At 55.9% G+C, this 17257-nt stretch carries 14 protein-coding genes and 1 pseudogene; 8 read left to right on the plus strand and 7 right to left on the minus strand.

Annotation, left to right across the window (positions count from 1 at the left end; translation table 11 throughout):
• The first annotated feature begins 14 nt into the window (after positions 1-14).
• From ACFSNN_RS38355 to ACFSNN_RS38380, 6 genes and pseudogenes are all read left to right on the plus strand, one after another.
• On the plus strand, positions 15-3551 hold the full coding sequence (locus ACFSNN_RS38355) for an indolepyruvate ferredoxin oxidoreductase family protein (protein ID WP_244323255.1): 3537 nt from the start codon (positions 15-17) through the stop codon (positions 3549-3551).
• A 14-nt stretch (positions 3552-3565) separates the two neighbouring features.
• Positions 3566-4330 (plus strand): 3-hydroxyacyl-CoA dehydrogenase, encoded by a 765-nt coding sequence (locus ACFSNN_RS38360; RefSeq protein ID WP_134466343.1) that lies wholly within the window; start codon positions 3566-3568, stop codon positions 4328-4330.
• A 25-nt stretch (positions 4331-4355) separates the two neighbouring features.
• A complete protein-coding gene (locus ACFSNN_RS38365; RefSeq protein WP_134466342.1) occupies positions 4356-5543 on the plus strand; it encodes an acetyl-CoA C-acyltransferase in 1188 nt (395 codons plus the stop codon).
• A 13-nt stretch (positions 5544-5556) separates the two neighbouring features.
• Positions 5557-6690 (plus strand): acyl-CoA dehydrogenase family protein, encoded by a 1134-nt coding sequence (locus ACFSNN_RS38370; RefSeq protein WP_134466341.1) that lies wholly within the window; start codon positions 5557-5559, stop codon positions 6688-6690.
• Positions 6691-6787: 97 nt separating this feature from the next.
• Entirely contained in the window at positions 6788-7018 is a 231-nt protein-coding gene (locus tag ACFSNN_RS38375; protein WP_134466340.1) for an enoyl-CoA hydratase-related protein, read from the plus strand.
• Positions 7019-7499: 481 nt separating this feature from the next.
• Positions 7500-8534, plus strand: a pseudogene (locus ACFSNN_RS38380) (IS481 family transposase).
• A 375-nt stretch (positions 8535-8909) separates the two neighbouring features.
• On the opposite strand, the gene ACFSNN_RS38385 reads toward ACFSNN_RS38380, so the two are convergent.
• From ACFSNN_RS38385 to ACFSNN_RS38415, 7 genes are all read right to left on the minus strand, one after another.
• Positions 8910-10082: a porin gene (locus tag ACFSNN_RS38385; RefSeq protein WP_134466339.1), complete on the minus strand. Its 1173-nt coding sequence runs from the start codon at positions 10080-10082 to the stop codon at positions 8910-8912.
• Positions 10083-10254: 172 nt separating this feature from the next.
• The gene (gene dctP, locus ACFSNN_RS38390) at positions 10255-11172 is read right to left on the minus strand and encodes a TRAP transporter substrate-binding protein DctP (protein ID WP_134466338.1); all 918 of its coding nucleotides are present in this window, start codon (positions 11170-11172) and stop codon (positions 10255-10257) included.
• A gap of 35 nt (positions 11173-11207) precedes the next feature.
• A complete protein-coding gene (locus ACFSNN_RS38395; protein WP_134466337.1) occupies positions 11208-11756 on the minus strand; it encodes an amidase family protein in 549 nt (182 codons plus the stop codon).
• Positions 11757-11837: 81 nt separating this feature from the next.
• Positions 11838-12368: a flavin reductase family protein gene (locus ACFSNN_RS38400; protein ID WP_244323254.1), complete on the minus strand. Its 531-nt coding sequence runs from the start codon at positions 12366-12368 to the stop codon at positions 11838-11840.
• Positions 12369-12385: 17 nt separating this feature from the next.
• Entirely contained in the window at positions 12386-13315 is a 930-nt protein-coding gene (locus ACFSNN_RS38405) for an ABC transporter substrate-binding protein (RefSeq protein ID WP_134466336.1), read from the minus strand.
• 10 nt (positions 13316-13325) lie between these two features.
• Positions 13326-13712, minus strand: a complete 387-nt coding sequence (locus ACFSNN_RS38410; protein ID WP_134466335.1) for a cupin domain-containing protein — start codon at positions 13710-13712, stop codon at positions 13326-13328.
• Positions 13713-13723: 11 nt separating this feature from the next.
• On the minus strand, positions 13724-14407 hold the full coding sequence (locus tag ACFSNN_RS38415; RefSeq protein ID WP_134466462.1) for a DUF2848 domain-containing protein: 684 nt from the start codon (positions 14405-14407) through the stop codon (positions 13724-13726).
• Between the two features lie 307 nt (positions 14408-14714).
• Here ACFSNN_RS38415 and ACFSNN_RS38420 point away from each other — a divergent pair, with 307 nt between their 5' ends.
• Both ACFSNN_RS38420 and ACFSNN_RS38425 read left to right on the plus strand, forming a co-directional pair.
• Positions 14715-16208, plus strand: coding sequence for a 4-hydroxyphenylacetate 3-hydroxylase family protein (locus ACFSNN_RS38420; RefSeq protein ID WP_166799457.1), 1494 nt, complete (start codon positions 14715-14717; stop codon positions 16206-16208).
• 482 nt (positions 16209-16690) lie between these two features.
• Complete coding sequence (locus ACFSNN_RS38425) at positions 16691-17254, plus strand: MarR family winged helix-turn-helix transcriptional regulator (protein WP_134466333.1); 564 nt, start codon at positions 16691-16693, stop codon at positions 17252-17254.
• The last annotated feature ends 3 nt before the right edge of the window (positions 17255-17257 follow it).

Genomic DNA, 17257 nt, shown 5'->3' on the forward strand with positions numbered 1-17257 from the left:
TCGGAGACCCCACAATGAACATGCGAGCGCCCGACGTTGAGCGCGCCATCGATGGCCATTACCGGTTGGAAGACCGTTATCTTCGCGAGGAAGGCCCTGTCTTTTTGACTGGCACTCAAGCCCTCGTGCGAATCCTTTTCGAGCAGGCACGCAGCGATAGACGCTCGGGCATCAACTCCGCTGGTCTCGTCTCCGGCTATCGCGGTTCACCTCTCGGCGGGCTCGACCAGGAGCTTTGGCGCCAGCGCAAGCTCCTGAAAGAAGCCGATATTCGTTTCGAACCGGGCCTCAATGAAGACCTCGGCGCTACGATGCTTTGGGGCGCTCAGCAAATCGATGCGTTCCCCGGCAAGCGTGTCGATGGTGTCTTCTCGATGTGGTACGGGAAGGGTCCTGGTGTAGACCGCACAGGTGATGTCTTTCGAAACGCGAACATCCTTGGCACTTCGTCTCGTGGTGGTGTACTCGCAATTGCTGGGGATGACCACGCCGCACAGTCGTCGATGTTCCCGCATCAGACGGATCATGTTTTCGAAGGCGCGATGATGCCAATCATCTTCCCTTCGTCAGTCGAAGAATACGTCAGCTTCGGCCTGGCTGGCTATGCGATGTCCCGCTTCTCTGGTCTCTGGGTGGCTTATAAAGCGATTACTGAAACGGTCGAAAGTGGACGTTCAATGGTTGTCGGCGCGAGCGACATTGCGAGCTCTGGCTTTCTCACCCCTTCGGACATCGAGATTCCCGATGGTCGTGGATTCAATTACGACGCGAAACTGCGCTGGCCTTCCGAACGCATCGAGCTCGAACGGCGCGTCATCGAAGAGAGACTTCCCGCCGCTCTCGCGTTCGCGCGCGCCAATCCATTCGACCGGACTGTTGTTCGACCTACCAATGCTCGGGTCGGAATCGTCACGGTGGGCAAAGCGCATGGCGATGTTATCTCGGCTCTGAATAAACTCGGGCTCGACGCAGATGAGCTTGAGCGCTTGGGCATCGGCGTCTACAAGATCGGCATGACGTGGCCGCTCGAGGATGCTGGAATCCAGAAGTTCGCTCGTGGCATGTCGGCGGTCATGGTTGTAGAAGAAAAGCGCTCGTTCGTTGAGCGTCAAATCAAGGAGACGCTCTTTAACCTGAAAGCGTCCGACCGGCCCGACGTGTACGGCAAGACGCTTAGCGACGGCAGTGTTCTCGTGCCGGCGACGATGGAGGTCTCTCCCGGTCAAATGGCCGAGAGCATCAAAAAGTTCCTGTCGTTCACTAATGTAACGATTGAAGCCACGCTTGCTTCGGTTGCCGCTCGGCCCACGAGGAAGTCGATTCCTATCCTGACAAGCGACGAAGCGGCCATCCTGACCCGCAAGCCTTTCTTCTGCGCGGGATGTCCTCACAACTCGTCGACGAAGCTCCCGGACGGCTCTTTCGCTACCGCGGGTATCGGCTGCCACATCATGGCTTTGGGAACCGTCGATTCGACGGCCACGTTCTGCCAGATGGGCGGCGAAGGCATTCAGTGGGTCGGCATGGCGACCTTCACCGAAATGCCGCATATGTTCGTGAATCTTGGCGACGGAACGTATCAACATTCCGGCAGCCTCGCCATCCGGCAAGCCGTGGCGGCCAAGGCAAACGTCACCTACAAGATTCTCTTCAATGACGCGGTCGCTATGACGGGTGGTCAACCGACCGAGGGCGGACTGACGGTGCGCCGTGTCGTTGACCAGGTTCAAGCCGAAGGTGTTTCCAGCGTCGCTATCGTGACAGACGACACGGCCAAGTACGACTCGTCGAACTCGGTGCCGGGTGCAGCGAAGGTGGTGCACCGCGACCAATTGGATGCGTTGCAGCGCACCCTGCGCGAGCAGAAAGGTGTTTCCGTTATTGTCTACGAGCAGACGTGCGCAGCTGAAAAGCGCAGGCGCCGTAAGCGTGGCAGCATGCCGACCCCGCCGGCCCGTGTGGTCATCAACTCCTCCGTTTGCGAGGGCTGCGGCGATTGTTCCGTTCAATCGAACTGCATCGCGATTGAGCCGTTGGACACCGACGTTGGCCGCAAGCGCGCGGTCAATCAGTCGACGTGCAACAAGGATACAACGTGCGTTAAGGGCTTCTGCCCCAGCTTTGTGACAGTCGAAGGTCTTCAGCCTCGCAAGCCTGACCAGAAGAAGATTGAAGCCGTGGAAAGGGAGCTTGCAGCGAAGCTTGCGCAGCCGTTGCCTGTCCTCCCTGAAATCAAACGCCATGCGCGCATCGTCGTCACAGGCATCGGGGGTACGGGTGTCGTGACGATTGGCGCGATTCTCGCAATGGCCGCTCACCTGGAAGGTCGCGGAGCGTCCACGCTCGACTTCACTGGGTTGGCCCAGAAGAATGGCGCCGTGCTCAGCCACGTCCAGATTGCAAGCAGCCGCGCGGAAATTGCCACCTCACGTATCGAGACGCAAAGCGCGAACGTCCTTCTTGCCTGCGACGCTGTTGTCGCAGCATCGAAGGATGCGCTCTCGCGGCTTGTGTACAACTCGACGCATGCTGTTGTGAACACTCACATCACACCGACCGCCGATTTTGTAAAGAACGGCGACCTGGCGTTGAGCGAGGCGGCCTATCGCAAGGCGATCGAGGCATCGGTGGGGGACGCAACGTCCTCCTTCTGGAACTGCAACACAGCAGCTGAGACCATCTTCGGCGATTCCATCGCCTCAAACATGATGATGGTTGGGTTCGCGTTCCAGCGCGGTTTGATTCCGCTATCGGAAGCCGCTATCGCACGCGCCATCGAACTGAACGGCGCTGCTGTTGCGATGAACAAACGAGCGTTCCTTTGGGGGCGCCTGATTGCGCAGGACGCGGAAGCCGTAGACCGCCTGACCGGAAGCATTTCGTCGGCTGAAGAACTCTTCGAGGTCGAAAAATTCACACGGGCCCGCATGGACGATTTGACTGGGTACCAGAACACTGCGTATGCACATCGATACAAGACACTTGTCGACCGAGTGAACGAACAGGAACGCCGCGTGAGCGGCTCGGCGGGACAGCTTACCGAAGCTGTTGCCCGAAGCTACTTCAAGGTGCTTGCATACAAGGACGAGTACGAAGTCGCGCGCCTGCACACGGATGGCAGCTTCCAGAAGCAACTCGCAGAAAACTTTGAAGGGACGGGCAAGTTCACTTTCCACATGGCCCCGCCCGTCATCTCGAGCTACGACAAGGAATCTGGTCGTCGCAAAAAGGTGGCCCTGCGTGGATGGTGGCTCAAGCCGATGCTGAGCGTGATGAAGCACGGCAAGGTACTGCGAGGCAGTGTTCTGGACCCGTTCGCTCGCCAGAGTGACCGCCAGATGGAGCGCGCGCTCATCCGCGAGTTTGAAGATGACGTGCAACTGGTTCTTGCAAACCTCTCGGAATCCAATCAGAAGACCGCGGTCGAGTTGGTGACGCTTGCGATGTCGATTCGAGGGTATGGGGTTATCAAAGAAAACAACTACCGAGCGGTCCAGCAGAAGCGTCGTAGCTTCAGGACTCAGTTGTCGAACGGCCTCTGCCAAGCATGAGATAGGAGACTTCAATGCTCATTGAAAACAGCGTAATTATCGTCACCGGCGGTGGCTCGGGCCTCGGGGCCGCTACTGCCCGGAAGTTGGTTGAACGCGGCGCTTACGTCGTCCTCGCAGATGTCAACGAGAAGGCAGGCGAAGACACTGCCAAGTCGCTTGGCGAACGAGCCCGATTCATTCGTACCGACGTGACCAGCGAAGGGAGCGTCGCCGATGCAGTCGGCCTGGCGAGCCAAATTGGCGCGCTGCGCGCTTTGATTAGCTGCGCGGGTGTTGCGCCCGCCGAGAAGGTCATTGGTCGGGAAGGCCCCCACCGTCTGGCCTCCTTTTCTCAAACGGTCGGCATCAACCTCATCGGCGCGTTCAACGCAGTACGCCTTTGCGCTGAAGCGATGTCCAAAAACGAGCCAGATGCGACGGGTGAACGCGGTGTCATCATCAACACGGCATCAGTCGCGGCATTCGATGGGCAGGTCGGCCAAGCCGCCTATGCCGCATCGAAGGGCGCCGTTGTGGCCATGACCCTTCCTATCGCCCGTGAACTGTCGCGATTCGGTATACGAGTGATAACCGTCGCTCCCGGGATTATGGAAACGCCGATGCTTCTCGGCATGCCGCCGGAAGTACAAGAATCCCTCGGCAAGATGGTTCCCTTCCCTTCGCGCCTGGGCAAGCCCGAAGAGTTCGCGCTGCTGGCGGAACACATCCTCACGAACACCTACCTGAACGGTGAAGTTATCCGGCTCGACGGAGCCATTCGAATGGCCGCCCGATAGATATAGACAAAGGAGAGAGACACTCATGAGCGACGACCCCATTGTTATCGTATCTGCCGCCCGTACTCCGATGGGCGGCTTCCAGGGTGAGCTCGCCTCGCTGACGGCCCCCCAACTGGGCGGACACGCTGTGAAAGCCGCCATTGAGCGCAGTGGCATTGCTGCAGACGCCATCGAAGAAGTCGTACTGGGCTGCGTTCTGCCGGCTGGTTTGGGTCAGGCGCCTGCCCGCCAGGCTGCTATCGAAGCGGGCCTCCCGATGTCGGTCCACACATCGACAGTCAGCAAGGTGTGCGGTTCCGGCATGAAAGCGGTGGTGAACGCATACGACACCCTTCGCGCGGGAAGCGCGGACGTGATGGTCGCCGGCGGAATGGAGTCAATGAGCAACGCGCCTTTCCTTCTGCCGAAGGCAAGAGCTGGACTTCGGATGGGACACGGTCAGGTTCTTGACCACATGTTTTTCGATGGCCTCGAAGATGCGTACTTCGACCGTGGTCGCCTGATGGGCACGTTTGCTGAGGATTGTGCGGAACGTTTTAACCTCACCCGCGGCGACCAGGATGCCTTCGCCATTGCTTCGACCAGAAAGGCACAAGCAGCCATCCAGTCGGGTGCGTTCGATTGGGAGGTGGCACCAATCTCGGTCGCGACCAAGGGCGGCGACATTCAGATTTCAAGTGACGAGCAACCCGCGAAAGCGCGAATCGACAAAGTGCCGACGCTCAAGCCCGCCTTCCGCAAAGACGGCACGGTGACTGCGGCGAACAGTAGCTCCATTTCCGATGGCGCAGCAGCGCTCGTCCTCATGCGTCGTTCCACGGCAGAGCGTCTGGGCACCAAGCCGATTGCAGTGATTTCGGGACACACGACTTTCGCAGATGAACCGCGCTTGTTCACCACTGCACCGATTGGCGCCATCCGGCGCCTGCTTGCCAAGACAGGCTGGACGGCCGCTGATGTTGACCTGTGGGAAATCAACGAAGCATTCGCTGTCGTGGTGATGGCCTGCACGAAGGAGCTTTCGTTGGACCCGGTGAAGGTCAATATCCATGGAGGCGCGTGCGCCTTGGGGCATCCGATTGGAGCTTCCGGAGCTCGAATCCTCGTTACCTTGCTGGGTGCGCTGCTCAAAACCGGTGGCAAGCGCGGCATCGCCAGTCTGTGCATCGGTGGCGGCGAAGCCACAGCTATCTCCATCGAAATGGTCTGACGGGGAGCCGAACATGATTCTCACGCAAGAACACGAGATGGTTCGTGACTCCATTCGGACCTTCGCATCAGAACGGCTTGCCCCGCATGCTGCGGAGTGGGACAAAAACCATACGTTTCCCGCCGACGCGCTGAGAGAACTCGGCGAGCTGGGTGCCCTCGGAATGGTGGTGGAGGAAAAATGGGGCGGCGCCGGGATGGACTACATGAGCCTGGTGCTTGCAATCGAAGAGATTGCTGCCGGCGATGGCGCAACGTCCACCATCGTAAGCGTCCAAAACTCCCTCGTCTGTGGAATCACGTCAAAGTATGGTTCCGATTCCCAGAAGGAAGAGTGGTTGAAGCCGTTAGCCAAAGGGCAAAAACTTGGCTGCTTCTGTTTGACCGAGCCGCACACTGGCTCGGACGCATCAGCTCTCAGGGCGACTGCTCGACGTGACGGTGATGAATGGGTTCTGAGCGGAGTGAAGCAGTTCATCACAACCGGCAAATATGCTGATATCGCGATTGTCTTTGCCGTGACGGAAAAGGCCGCACGCAAGAAAGGCATTTCCTGCTTCCTCGTGCCGACGAGCACGCCTGGGTACGTCGTCGCCAGACTCGAAGACAAGATGGGCCAACACGCGTCCGACACCGCTCAAATCATCTTTGAGAGCTGCCGCATTCCCGCCTCAGCCATGATGGGGAAAGAAGGCGACGGTTACAAGATTGCGCTCTCAAACCTCGAGGCCGGCCGCATCGGTATTGCTGCGCAATCTGTTGGAATGGCGCGAGCTGCGTTTGAAGCTGCAGTGCGTTACGCGAAGGAACGCGAGACTTTCGGAAAACTGCTGGTGGAGCATCAGGCGGTCAACTTTCGCCTGGCCGACATGGCCACGCAACTGGACGCAGCTCGTCTGATGGTCTGGCGCGCCGCGATCTTGAAGGATGCCGGCAAGCCGTGTCTAGTCGAGGCCTCAATGGCAAAGATGTTCGCTTCCGAAATGGCAGAAAAGGTTTGCTCGGATGCGATCCAGATTCATGGCGGCTGTGGCTACGTTTCCGATTTTCCGGTCGAGAGGATCTACCGTGATGTTCGTGTCTGCCAGATTTATGAAGGGGCGAACGACATTCAACGTTTAGTCATAGGTCGGGCTATCAGCCGGTGACAGGCACCGCGTGAAGGGTGGCCCGTGACACAGTATCAATTTCCCAGATGCTCCTCGCTAGACAAAGCTCTTCGATTGACGCAACCGACGAAAACCGATGATTGACGTGTCAGAACAGAACGACGGAACGGTATCTTTGCTCACGCTCAACCGGACACCCGTGAATGCGTTCACTGCGGAGGGTCTTAATGTGCTTCGCGGGACGTTCCGTCAAATTGAGGTGGACAAGCGGATTCGGGCAGTCGTTATCACCGCGCACGGGCCGAGGTTCTTCAGTGCCGTTGGTCAGTTTTACATCGGCGCTAACAAAAAAGCCTGCGATGCATAGTGAATCATAACCCGGACGGTCGTCCTCACGCTCACGTAATGCCTTCTCACGCGCAAGCAGGAGAGCCTTCAGGGCCTCAATGTCGTGTGGAAGGATAGCGTCGCTAAATGGCATGCAGGCATGCATACGCCCGTGCGCTGCACCAGACTCGGATTGTCACATACGTTTCCAAAGCGCTGCGGGGTCGGGCTGCATCGCGATCAGACGTCTATACGGTCAAGGTCGGCATGGAAGGACGGTTACCATTCGGTAAGCGGCAGCGTTTTTTCATCCGCTATGTGACGCATAGAGTAATGGAGACCGTTGTTCTTTTCAAAAAATTGCCGGCAACGTCTAGGAGACGTGCCAGTCAAAATCCTGGCGCAACAAATTCTTATTACGCCAGCCTTGAGACCGAGTTGCAGAACAAGCCTACGAACTGCGATATCGCAGAATAATGACGTGTGTGATTCACACACATCGTTTCAACTAAAATGAAGTGATGGACCGCGAGATAGCGACTCGATTACGTTGGGTGCTGATGTATCACGAAACCGGCAACGCCGGTCTCGTATGCGCGCGGTGTGGCATCTCGAGACCGACGCTCCGCAAATGGTTACGACGCTACCGGGATGCCGGAGAAGAAGGTCTGCGCTCTCAAATTCGCCGCCCTCTCAACAGTCCAAACCGAAAGGCTTCCCAATCTGATCGGGCGACAATTCTCCGGCTGCGTGCAGAGCGCAAGGGAGCACGAAGGATTCAGAACGAGTTACGCCTACATGAAGAAAGAGAACTGTCCCTCGCCACCATTCACAAGGTTCTGACCGAGGCGTCTGTGAAGCCGTTGGTGCGTTCCAGGCGGCCGGCAACTCCCAAACGCTATAGCCGCCCGGTTCCCGGGGATCAAGCCCAGATGGACACGATGAAGATCGCGCGAGGCGTCTATCAATACACGGCCATTGATGACTGCTCACGCTTCCGCGTACTGGCTGTCTACCCGCGCAGAAACGCCCGAAATACGCTGCTTTTTCTTGATCGTGTCATCCAGTAGATGCCATTTCCAATCCAGCGTATCCAGACTGATAGGGGCGGCGAGTTTTTCGCCGAATCGGTGCAGCGGCGTCTGATGAGCGAGTGCATCAAATTCCGGCCGATTCCGCCACGCTCCCCACACCTCCATGGCAAGGTCGAGCGTTCACAGCTTACTGACCTCAACGAGTTCTGGCACGACCATGCCCCGACCGAGGACGAGATTGACCGCCGAATTGAGGGGTGGCAGTTCGACTACAACTGGCGCCGCCCGCACGGCTCCCTCGGCGGCAAGACACCCGTGGGCCGCATCGCAGAGGTGGGCGAAATCACACCTCTCGCGGAGCATGTGGAAAGCGCCTACGACGGGTTGAAAGAGAGAATCCGGCATCGCGAATGGAGAGTCGACAAGACCCTTGCCGAACATCACCGGCGCGCGCTTGAACTCGCGTCTCCTATCGGAGCCACGAACTCAAGCGCGCCAAGAAAACGGCATTCAAGAAAGTGAAACGATGTCTGTGAATCGCACAAAGGACGTTACTTCGCTCCTCTAGCCGACATGGCTGTCTCGCTCAGAGATCGACGATCTTAGTGCTGAAGCGCGCCTTCGCGATCTGCTCTGACCGCGACTGGCCCACCGCGGCGTGCTCGTCTCAATGACAGCAAAACCGTCTCCCTAGATCTGCGAGCCTTGAACACTATAGCTAAAGGCTGAAGGTGCTTCGTGACGAAGTCAAAAAACCCCTCCGATCTGCGTCCAGAAAATATCCCTCGGATAAGTTGTCGCCCCGAACGTGTCGAACGCATCATGCCGACTACGCTTGGGGCACGAACCCGCTAGCAAGTGGGCTATCCTCCAACTCCATCAGTCGCCCTAGCCGCCTCAGAACTTATGCCGGATACCAGCGCTCGCAATTTCCTGCGTGTGTGAGCCAAAGGCTGAGGTATATCCATAGTCGCCCGCCGTTGCCGCCGCAGGCGACACCCCAATCTGATTCCCGGACGCATGTTGATAAACTCCCAAAAGGTACAGATCTGTTCGCTTCGACAGAAGATAATCTGCACCGAGTGACACTTGGTGATAGTCAGCACGAGCCGGACCGTTCGCGTGCGTATAGTTGTACTGACCTCCAACCGCAAACAGCGACGTCACATTGTAGGTCATAAATCCCGCAGCTGTATTGAACACTTCCGTCGATCTAAAGCTCGACGCAGCATCGGGGATATAACGTGCGTTACTATATCTCGCGCCCAACGTAACGGGTCCCGTAAGATATGAAAGTGCGATCGATGCGATATCGTATCCTTTCGCCGTCTTCGCACCGCTGTTCACGACCGATCCGAAATTTCCATCAATAGTGCCGCCCCAAGGGGACGGCGTGTTCGCTCGCGGCACATTGGAAGCGCTGTTGTCTGCACTGATGTAACCCGCTCCGATGCTCAGTCCATTAACACTATAGGCACCTGCGACTGCCCAAGTCTGACCTGAGCCAGTCTGTCCCGCAGTACCTCCAAGGGCGTACATACCTTCGAACTGAACACCATATAACTTCGGGAAAGTCACTTTGATCGAGTTACTAACACGCGAATTGTTGTCGTTGTTGTCAATATCACCGGGTGCTGCAAAAGAACTTCCTCCGAAGGTGACCCCTGTTAGCGGCGCAACTAAGTCCACCAGAGGATCATACTGTCTACCAACGGTGAGCCGCCCGTAATTTGCCGAGTCCAACCCTAGATACGCTTGACGTCCAAAGAGCCTTCCTCCTTGACCGAGTTGACCGTTATTGATATTGAACCCGCTCTCCAACACGAAGACTGCCTTCACGCCCCCGCCAAGGTCCTCTGCGCCACGCAGCCCCCAACGGTTACCTTGGATGTTGCCGTTATATAACGCGACCCTGTTCGCATTCTTTCCACCAGGATCCGCCACGTTATGCACATACTGCACTGATTCATCGATCAAACCATAGAGTGTAACGCTGCTCTGCGCATGAGCAGTGGCGCAAAGCAAAGCCGACGCGGCAACCGCAACCTTTCCAAGTCGCATTTCTTTCATTATACGTCTCCGTAGTTATACTAACTTTAATGTCGAACGACTGTTACTTCTTTGAAATTCAACAACCTCGCGCGAATGCATCAAATTTTTGCTTTCTAAACCGCCCCGACCCTCCATCCACCACTGAACCGACGGAACGAATGCTTTTTAATGGGTCGCCAGCTAGTACGCGTCAACGCTCCAGATATGTACTCAACACTGCATCTGCCGTCCCGCCGACTCGTGACCTCCATGCTGCGACTTCGATCCGTGCATGTTCTAAGAGCATGTCTCCGACTGCCGAAGGAAGAGCGCTCCTGATCCGCACGCCGTGGGTGAGCATTCCAATTCGATTGGCGTTCATACGTTCTTCCAGCAGCATCCACATCGCGCGTTCAGTTTCCGCAGATGTCAGGTCCACTTTCATTTGCATTTCCGGGGTCAATGCCTCGTAGCTCGCGCTATTGACTACAAGAAACGACCAAGGTGTTGCATACCGAATGTCGAAAAAGAAGGGAAGGAATTTTCTGAATTGTCTCCCGGCTTCGCCGTCGCCCGATGACAGGATGGCATCAACACTCCGCTTCTCAATGCCCACGATCGCATCTCCGATGGGGAGGTGCACGGCTTCTCCCCCGGCTCCATTGACCAATGTCGCCGATGTTTCGTCATAGGTCCTTACACGCAAAGACTGAAAATCCCCGATAACACGTATGTCTTTCGTCGACCACAGACCGGTCGGAGGCCAGGGAGAAACGTACAACAATCGCGCTCCCATGCTGTGAAACTTCGTCTTGAATAAATCTCTCGCTAGGGACAATAGTTCTATTGAGTCATCTCGAGTGGCAGCCAAGAATGGCAGCGAACCCAGGCCGAAAACCGGATCCACGCTGCTCAGCGCCCCGCCGTAGAGATCCGCCACTTGAATATCGCCGGCGACGACTTCCTCTAGTAGTCCTGCTGCCGGCCGTCCGACCTCGAAACCGCAAGTAACTGACATTCGTGCGTTGGAGGTTGAGAACAATTTTTCTCCGAAATGGGCGAGTCCCAATCCTGGAATCGTTGCTTGCGGATACGCCGATTCCGCCTTCCACTCGATCAAATTTTTCATCCTTGCGCCCTCATCTACGTGCCTGCGATGACCCACTAGGCGAGAAATATATTCTCGATGGTCGCGGCGATACTAAGAAAGTTCCAATCTAGCCCCCCGGCGCAGGCTATCGTGAGACCCACAGGCGCTCCTCCGTGTTCGTGACAGGGAATGGTGAGCGCGCGCCCGTCCAGCGCGCTTATGACTGTGGGATTTCGCAACATTAGTAGATTCATTCGCCCGTACTCATCGTCAGCCGCTAGCTCGGTGAGTTTCGGCGTATTGGCAGGAACGGTGGGCATCACGATCGCGTCGAAGTCAGCCATCTGGTCGTTCCACATTTCGTGCGAACCGGCCCACGTGGGTACACCCCTGACATCAAACAGATCCTTGATAGAAACAGCAACACCAACAATTGCCGTCCGCTCAATTCCCTGCCTTGACATCGTGTCGGCGGCCTCGGCAGCCGACAACGCCGGCTCGTCATACACTCTCGTAAAGACCAATTGACCTTGACCAGCAGGATCGCGAATCCGAGCGAGCGACTGCTCGACGGCATGGCGTTTAGATAAGCGGTTTGGTTTCCCAGGTTCACTGAATTTCATAGGATACGAAAACTCAAAAAGATCTACTTTATAAAAGGGATGTCGCGGGACGCTCCCCTATGCGAGGTCTCAATCAGCTGATTACCAACCGTGCAGCCATGGATCACTCACCGGAGGACTTGAGATCCGCTCTGGGTCGTTCAGTTGTCGATACTTCCCCGAGTAGAAAATCAATGAGCACTCCGGCTTCTCAGTTACATGAAAGCGAGTGACCCTTGATACAAAGATCTCATGATCTCCACCGTCGTGAATACCATACGGCTCGCATTCGAAGTAAACGATCGCGTCAGGAACCATTGGCGCGCCATTTTCCGCAAACCTCGGTTCGATTCCAGCCCATTTGTCGGAGCCGGCTTTGGCGAAGCGATTCGACAGGTCCCGCTGTGACTCGCCCAAGACAGCGATGCAAAATGCGGCGGCGGCTTTCCATTGTGAAAACCCAAGCGACCCCTTAATAAGGCTGAACAGCACGAGGGGCGGCTCGAGTGAGACTGAGTTGAACGAGCTGATGGTGGAACCCAGTCGTTGCCCTTCCACGATAGCGGTCACAATTGCGACTCCCGTTGGAAACTGACCTAACGCGATACGAAACTCTTTCGGGTCAATCGACATAGTGTCATCCTTCGCGTTCACCGCTGCCACAAATCACTAAACTGCTCTGCGACTATGTCTTCGTAAGTAGGGTTTCCTTTTAGTATCCCGATATTCCTCGAAAACTGATTCATTCCCTCAATAAAAGACTTTGAGATGGAGGCGTCGTAGTAGGGCACATCCCGTGCAATCAATGTCTCGATCAAAGCGGCCTCGTTCGGCGGAAACATGAGTCCACCAACTTTTGACGCTAAAGTTATGTCATTCTTCAATGCCTTGTGCGTCCGGACCACGGCACGGACGGCCGCCGCTGCGACTTCCGGCGATCGACTTATCAATTGATCGGTCGTCGCAAGCGAGGCCATCGTGAAATTGAATGCGTCAGATGGCCCGCCGCCTCGACGTACATCCACGACAACGGTCCCAACGCCTCCCCGGACCGCAGTCTCCGCGCCCATTCCGTTGGCCCAGAACCCGTCGATCTTCCCTTCTTCAAGAGCTTTTGCCGCAGTTACGCCGAAGTTGACGTTCCCGGCGTTCGCGCCCGGAACGGGCGCAATCTGAACATTATCCCGTTCAATATCGATGTCGCTCATTCCGAGCAACTGACGCAAGCCCATTTCTACCCAAGGCGCCGCACCGATCTTCCGGCCCTTCACGACGTTGACATCGCCCGGCACGGTGACCAGATCAGAGCGCATAACCAAGAACCAATACATTCCTTGGCCCTGTGCGCAAAGGAGCTTAACGCCTTTCCACTCAGGAAATGCTGCCAACGCGGAATGTGCCGACCCGCCGACGAAATCAACCACGCCATCTCGCAAAGCCGCGTAAGCCTTGTCGACAGGAAAGATCAATTCAAGTTCAACGTCGAGCCCTTCATCTTTAAAGAAGCCCAGTTTTACAGCAGCTTCAACTGGAAAATACGAGTTCGAAATGAGATCAGGGACCGCAAGTTTCATCGGCATACGTCGCTCCTTATCTTCCACTCTCGTCGTAGTAGTGAATTTCGTACAAGATGCAGCCGGTGTCCGATCGGAAAGGGCCATGAAACGCGCCGGGAGGACGACACGCATACGTGGGAGCGGGAAACGTTTCACCACCCTCACCGTTCTCATCATTCCCAACGGTAAGTTCACCGCTCACCAGATACACTTCCTCCCAATGATCATGAACGAATGGCTTCGTTGTGAAAACGCCAGGCTCGAAGCGAAGCAATCGCGTACGACTTCCCATTTTGGTCTTCTCATCGATATCGCTAGCGAGGATCTTCTGCTTGATACCTGAGGGATATCCGGGCGGAGTCTTCCATCCCTCATTCATATCGAGCGCGTGAAATTCCAAGTGGGGTTTGTTCATCGGCATGACGTTCTCCTTTAGCCTGCAACGGGCAATTCAATAACGCGGTAATGATGTTGAATTTTCCGGCCAAGAACCGGGTCCTCGAGTTCCATTTCGAAGAGATCAGCGGACTCGATCTCCCCACACACAGCAAGAGTTCCGCAAAACATCACCGTACCCTCGGGCGGCTCATAGGACTCCCCGCCATATAGTCTTAGAAGGTCCGCTGGATGGCGCATCTTCGCAAGTGTCCCTTCCTGATATTTTCGGCGCTCACCGCCTCGGGAGATCCAAGAGCGAATGACGAGTTGATCCCAATGGTCCGCGATCCGATCGAGCTTCCAAATTTCGTGGGACACCGGCTTAGCGCACAACTGCTTTGAAATGGCTATTCCGACTGTTTCCACCTTGCGGTCAGTGTGGTCTGAACCGAGCCCCAGGAAGATTCCCTGCGTGGTCGAGAAAATCACTGGCTCAACTTCGCCACTCGCGTCTGCGCCTACAATTTCAACCTCCTTGTTCTGCGTCAGCAAGGTACTGGCACCGCGATAAAAGATTGGAGTCTTTTCTGGTCTTCGGACACCCAACTTCTCCAATTCGATGATGTGGGCTTCCATTGCGACCTTATCGCGTCCAGTCCATCCGGCGATGATCAAGTCCCGGGCGCCGCATTCCACCCCTCCTCGCTCGTCGCCATCGGGTGTGTTGAACTGAAGCATCTGCCTTCCTTCGCTCATCTTTTTGCTCCCTTCTAGTGGCGAAACAAGCCGGGGCCGGCGCCAACACCGCGCGGCCATCGGCCTCTGTACGCTTCCTTTCCGGTATTGAAAACAATCCATTGCGTATTTCAACTACCTCAGTTAGCATACATATATGGCTTAGTATGCAACGATAAATATCAGTCGTCAATAGAGACTGCAGGCGTTGCCGACTGGAGCCTGGGAAGCCGACCGCTTGCGGCGGCGTGTATGTCGTTGAGAGCCGACCGGAACAGGCGGCATCAGTCGTTTTACTAAGGAGCCGAAAGTGCTGAACGCAAACTTGCGCACAGGTGAACAATATTTGAGCGCGCTGCGCGATGGTCGACAGATTTATGCAGATGGAGAGCGGGTCACCGACGTCACCAGTCATCGCGCATTCGCACGGGCAGCTCGATCGCTCGCCAATCTATACGACATCGCAGCTGCGCCGGAGAATCGCGAGACGATGACCTACACGTCTCCCACAACAGGTAACCCGGTTTTGCGTGGGTTCCAGATCCCGCGCACGGGCGAGGACTTGAAAGCGCGACGTCTAGCCGCCGAGATGTGGTCTGAATCGACGTTCGGGCTCATGGGTCGCTCACCCGATCACGTAGCAGGTTTTTTTTGCGGCTATGCAGCCGTGCCCAGCGTGTTCGCAGCCGGTGGCCAGCAGTTTGCAGACAACGTGGTTAATTTCTACGAGCACCTTCGAGAGAATCATCTCTACGTGACATATGCGATCGTCCCGCCTCAAATCGATCGCAGCAAGCCGGCTCACCAACAAAGCGACCCCTCTTTGTATGCCGGCGTGGTCAAGGAGCGCGACGACGGGATCGTACTTAAAGGCGCCCAACAACTAGCAACCGCGGGGGTCTATTCAGACTACATCTACATCAGCAGTATCCACCCTCTGCAGCCGGGCGATGAGAACTATGCTTTCGGGGTCGCGGTTCCCGTCAATGCTCCCGGTGTGAAGTTGTATCCGCGGCGTCCTTTTGGTGCTCAAGCACAAAACTCCTTTGACTATCCGTTGTCCAGTCGATTTGACGAATCCGACTGCTTTGTCGTTTTGGACAATGTTTTTGTGCCCTGGGAGCATGTTTTCATCTACCGAAATCTCCAAGTGACTCGAGACCAATGGTGGAAGACTCCGGCGCACATGTACGGCAATCTCCAGGCCCAGGCGCGATATACCACCAAGCTGCGCTTTATGACCGGACTCGCGAAAAGGATGAACGAGTTGACCGGGAACGATTCCAATCCCGCGGTCCAGACCCAAATGGGAGAATTGACGTCTCTGGTTTCCTTGGTCGAAAGTGCGCTACTTGCGCAAGAAGTTGCCGCTGAAACTGACGAAAACGGCGTGCTTTGGCCGTCTCGAACTGCTTTGTACTCGGTGATGGCTCTTCAATCAGAACTGAACTCGCGAATGATCGAAATTATCCGCGAGCTGTCCGGAGCTGGGATGATCACACTGCCTTCGTCGCTGCAGGATTTCTCAAATAGTGAGACAGCGGATGACATCAGCAAGTACTATCGCTCGGCATCCGCTTCAGCGAAAGAGCGAGTAGCGCTGATGCGCATGGCCTGGGACTTCATCGGCTCAGAATTTGGCAATCGTCATCAACAGTACGAGAAATTCTACGGCGGCGCCTCATTCTTGGTTAAGCAGAACGTTAACCGGAGTTTCGACTATGGTCGCGCAACCAAGCTTGTCGAACGCGCACTGGCGCTTCCGGACGACGACTTGAAATTCAACCCTGGTCTCGATCGTTGAGATCACCCGTCCATATGGGCGAGTGTTGCTCAGTTGGCCAAGTCCACGCCGTCCGCGCGTGGTTCGGCCGTCCAAAGCCGAGCATGTCCGTGGGCGGTTTCGAATTCAGTTGATTGACTCGCCCGAACCTTCGGGCCTCGGTTCATCAAACTGTATTATCCTAAGCACGCGCTCTGCCGATGGTTGCCCGGGCGCTGCACCGTCAAAAGTCAGCTGCTTACAAATCCCTTCTCCAGCCGCAAAAGCTCTGACAAAATGAACGGGCAACACAACAAGTTTGCTGGTCCGACGTGCCCTTTCGAGCGCCTGCTTTCCCGGTGAAGATGCTCAGACGGTCCGTCGCTTGATCTCGTGCAAACGTTGTTTAACTTGGTTAAATGACGTTGTTGACCAACATACTTCGATGGCATAAAATCGGCGTGGACAACAATGACACCTTCCCATTTGCACCATCGAACGTACGATTTTTCAGCCGACCGAGCATGACAGCAAAACTCAAGCTTTCCAATCCGAAAACTCGTGAACTCACGCAATTGCTTCCGGTCGCGAATCAACCGCTAGACATGGCCCGGATCCGCCGCAAGGGCAATGCCGCGCTGAAAGCACGGGCAACAGAGGACAAGCATGAGTACTTCATCGGCGTTGCCGAGGCTCGGTATGTTCTACGCAAGGTTTTTCGTATCGTCGAAGACCAAGCAAAGAAGTTTGGTCTTGACCCTTTAGCGCATCAGGCACTTATTCAGATATATGGCAGCCCCAGCATGGAGCTGCAAGTAAATCAGATTGCAAGCCGTCTTGATATCACGGCCGCATTTTCGTCTAGCCTCGTTACACTTCTAGTCGAGAAAGACCTTGTAATACGCCGACGAGGAGATCAGGACCAGCGAGTTACTTACGTGGCTATGACCCCGCACGGGCGGGAAGTGATGGATGCTATTGACGAGAACGTGAAATTTCACGTCGATTATTTCGTAAGTCAGTTGTCAGCGGAAGAGCGCGAAAGCGCGCTCTCCATTTTAATGTTTTATGTGGGGGCCAAGCTGTAACGC

Origin of the sequence: Paraburkholderia dipogonis (assembly GCF_042680985.1) — a bacterium.
GTDB classification, from domain to species: Bacteria; Pseudomonadota; Gammaproteobacteria; order Burkholderiales; family Burkholderiaceae; genus Paraburkholderia; species Paraburkholderia phytofirmans.

Excerpts from the sequence above, each read along its gene's own strand:
- ACFSNN_RS38355 (WP_244323255.1), top strand. The coding sequence starts at position 15 with ATGAACATGCGAGCGCCCGACGTTGAGCGCGCCATCGATGGCCATTAC.
- ACFSNN_RS38360 (WP_134466343.1), top strand. The coding sequence starts at position 3,566 with ATGCTCATTGAAAACAGCGTAATTATCGTCACCGGCGGTGGCTCGGGC.
- ACFSNN_RS38365 (WP_134466342.1), top strand. The coding sequence starts at position 4,356 with ATGAGCGACGACCCCATTGTTATCGTATCTGCCGCCCGTACTCCGATG.
- ACFSNN_RS38370 (WP_134466341.1), top strand. The coding sequence starts at position 5,557 with ATGATTCTCACGCAAGAACACGAGATGGTTCGTGACTCCATTCGGACC.
- ACFSNN_RS38375 (WP_134466340.1), top strand. The coding sequence starts at position 6,788 with ATGATTGACGTGTCAGAACAGAACGACGGAACGGTATCTTTGCTCACG.
- ACFSNN_RS38385 (WP_134466339.1), bottom strand. The coding sequence starts at position 10,082 with ATGAAAGAAATGCGACTTGGAAAGGTTGCGGTTGCCGCGTCGGCTTTG.
- dctP (WP_134466338.1), bottom strand. The coding sequence starts at position 11,172 with ATGAAAAATTTGATCGAGTGGAAGGCGGAATCGGCGTATCCGCAAGCA.
- ACFSNN_RS38395 (WP_134466337.1), bottom strand. The coding sequence starts at position 11,756 with ATGAAATTCAGTGAACCTGGGAAACCAAACCGCTTATCTAAACGCCAT.
- ACFSNN_RS38400 (WP_244323254.1), bottom strand. The coding sequence starts at position 12,368 with ATGTCGATTGACCCGAAAGAGTTTCGTATCGCGTTAGGTCAGTTTCCA.
- ACFSNN_RS38405 (WP_134466336.1), bottom strand. The coding sequence starts at position 13,315 with ATGCCGATGAAACTTGCGGTCCCTGATCTCATTTCGAACTCGTATTTT.
- ACFSNN_RS38410 (WP_134466335.1), bottom strand. The coding sequence starts at position 13,712 with ATGCCGATGAACAAACCCCACTTGGAATTTCACGCGCTCGATATGAAT.
- ACFSNN_RS38415 (WP_134466462.1), bottom strand. The coding sequence starts at position 14,407 with ATGCTTCAGTTCAACACACCCGATGGCGACGAGCGAGGAGGGGTGGAA.
- ACFSNN_RS38425 (WP_134466333.1), top strand. The coding sequence starts at position 16,691 with ATGACAGCAAAACTCAAGCTTTCCAATCCGAAAACTCGTGAACTCACG.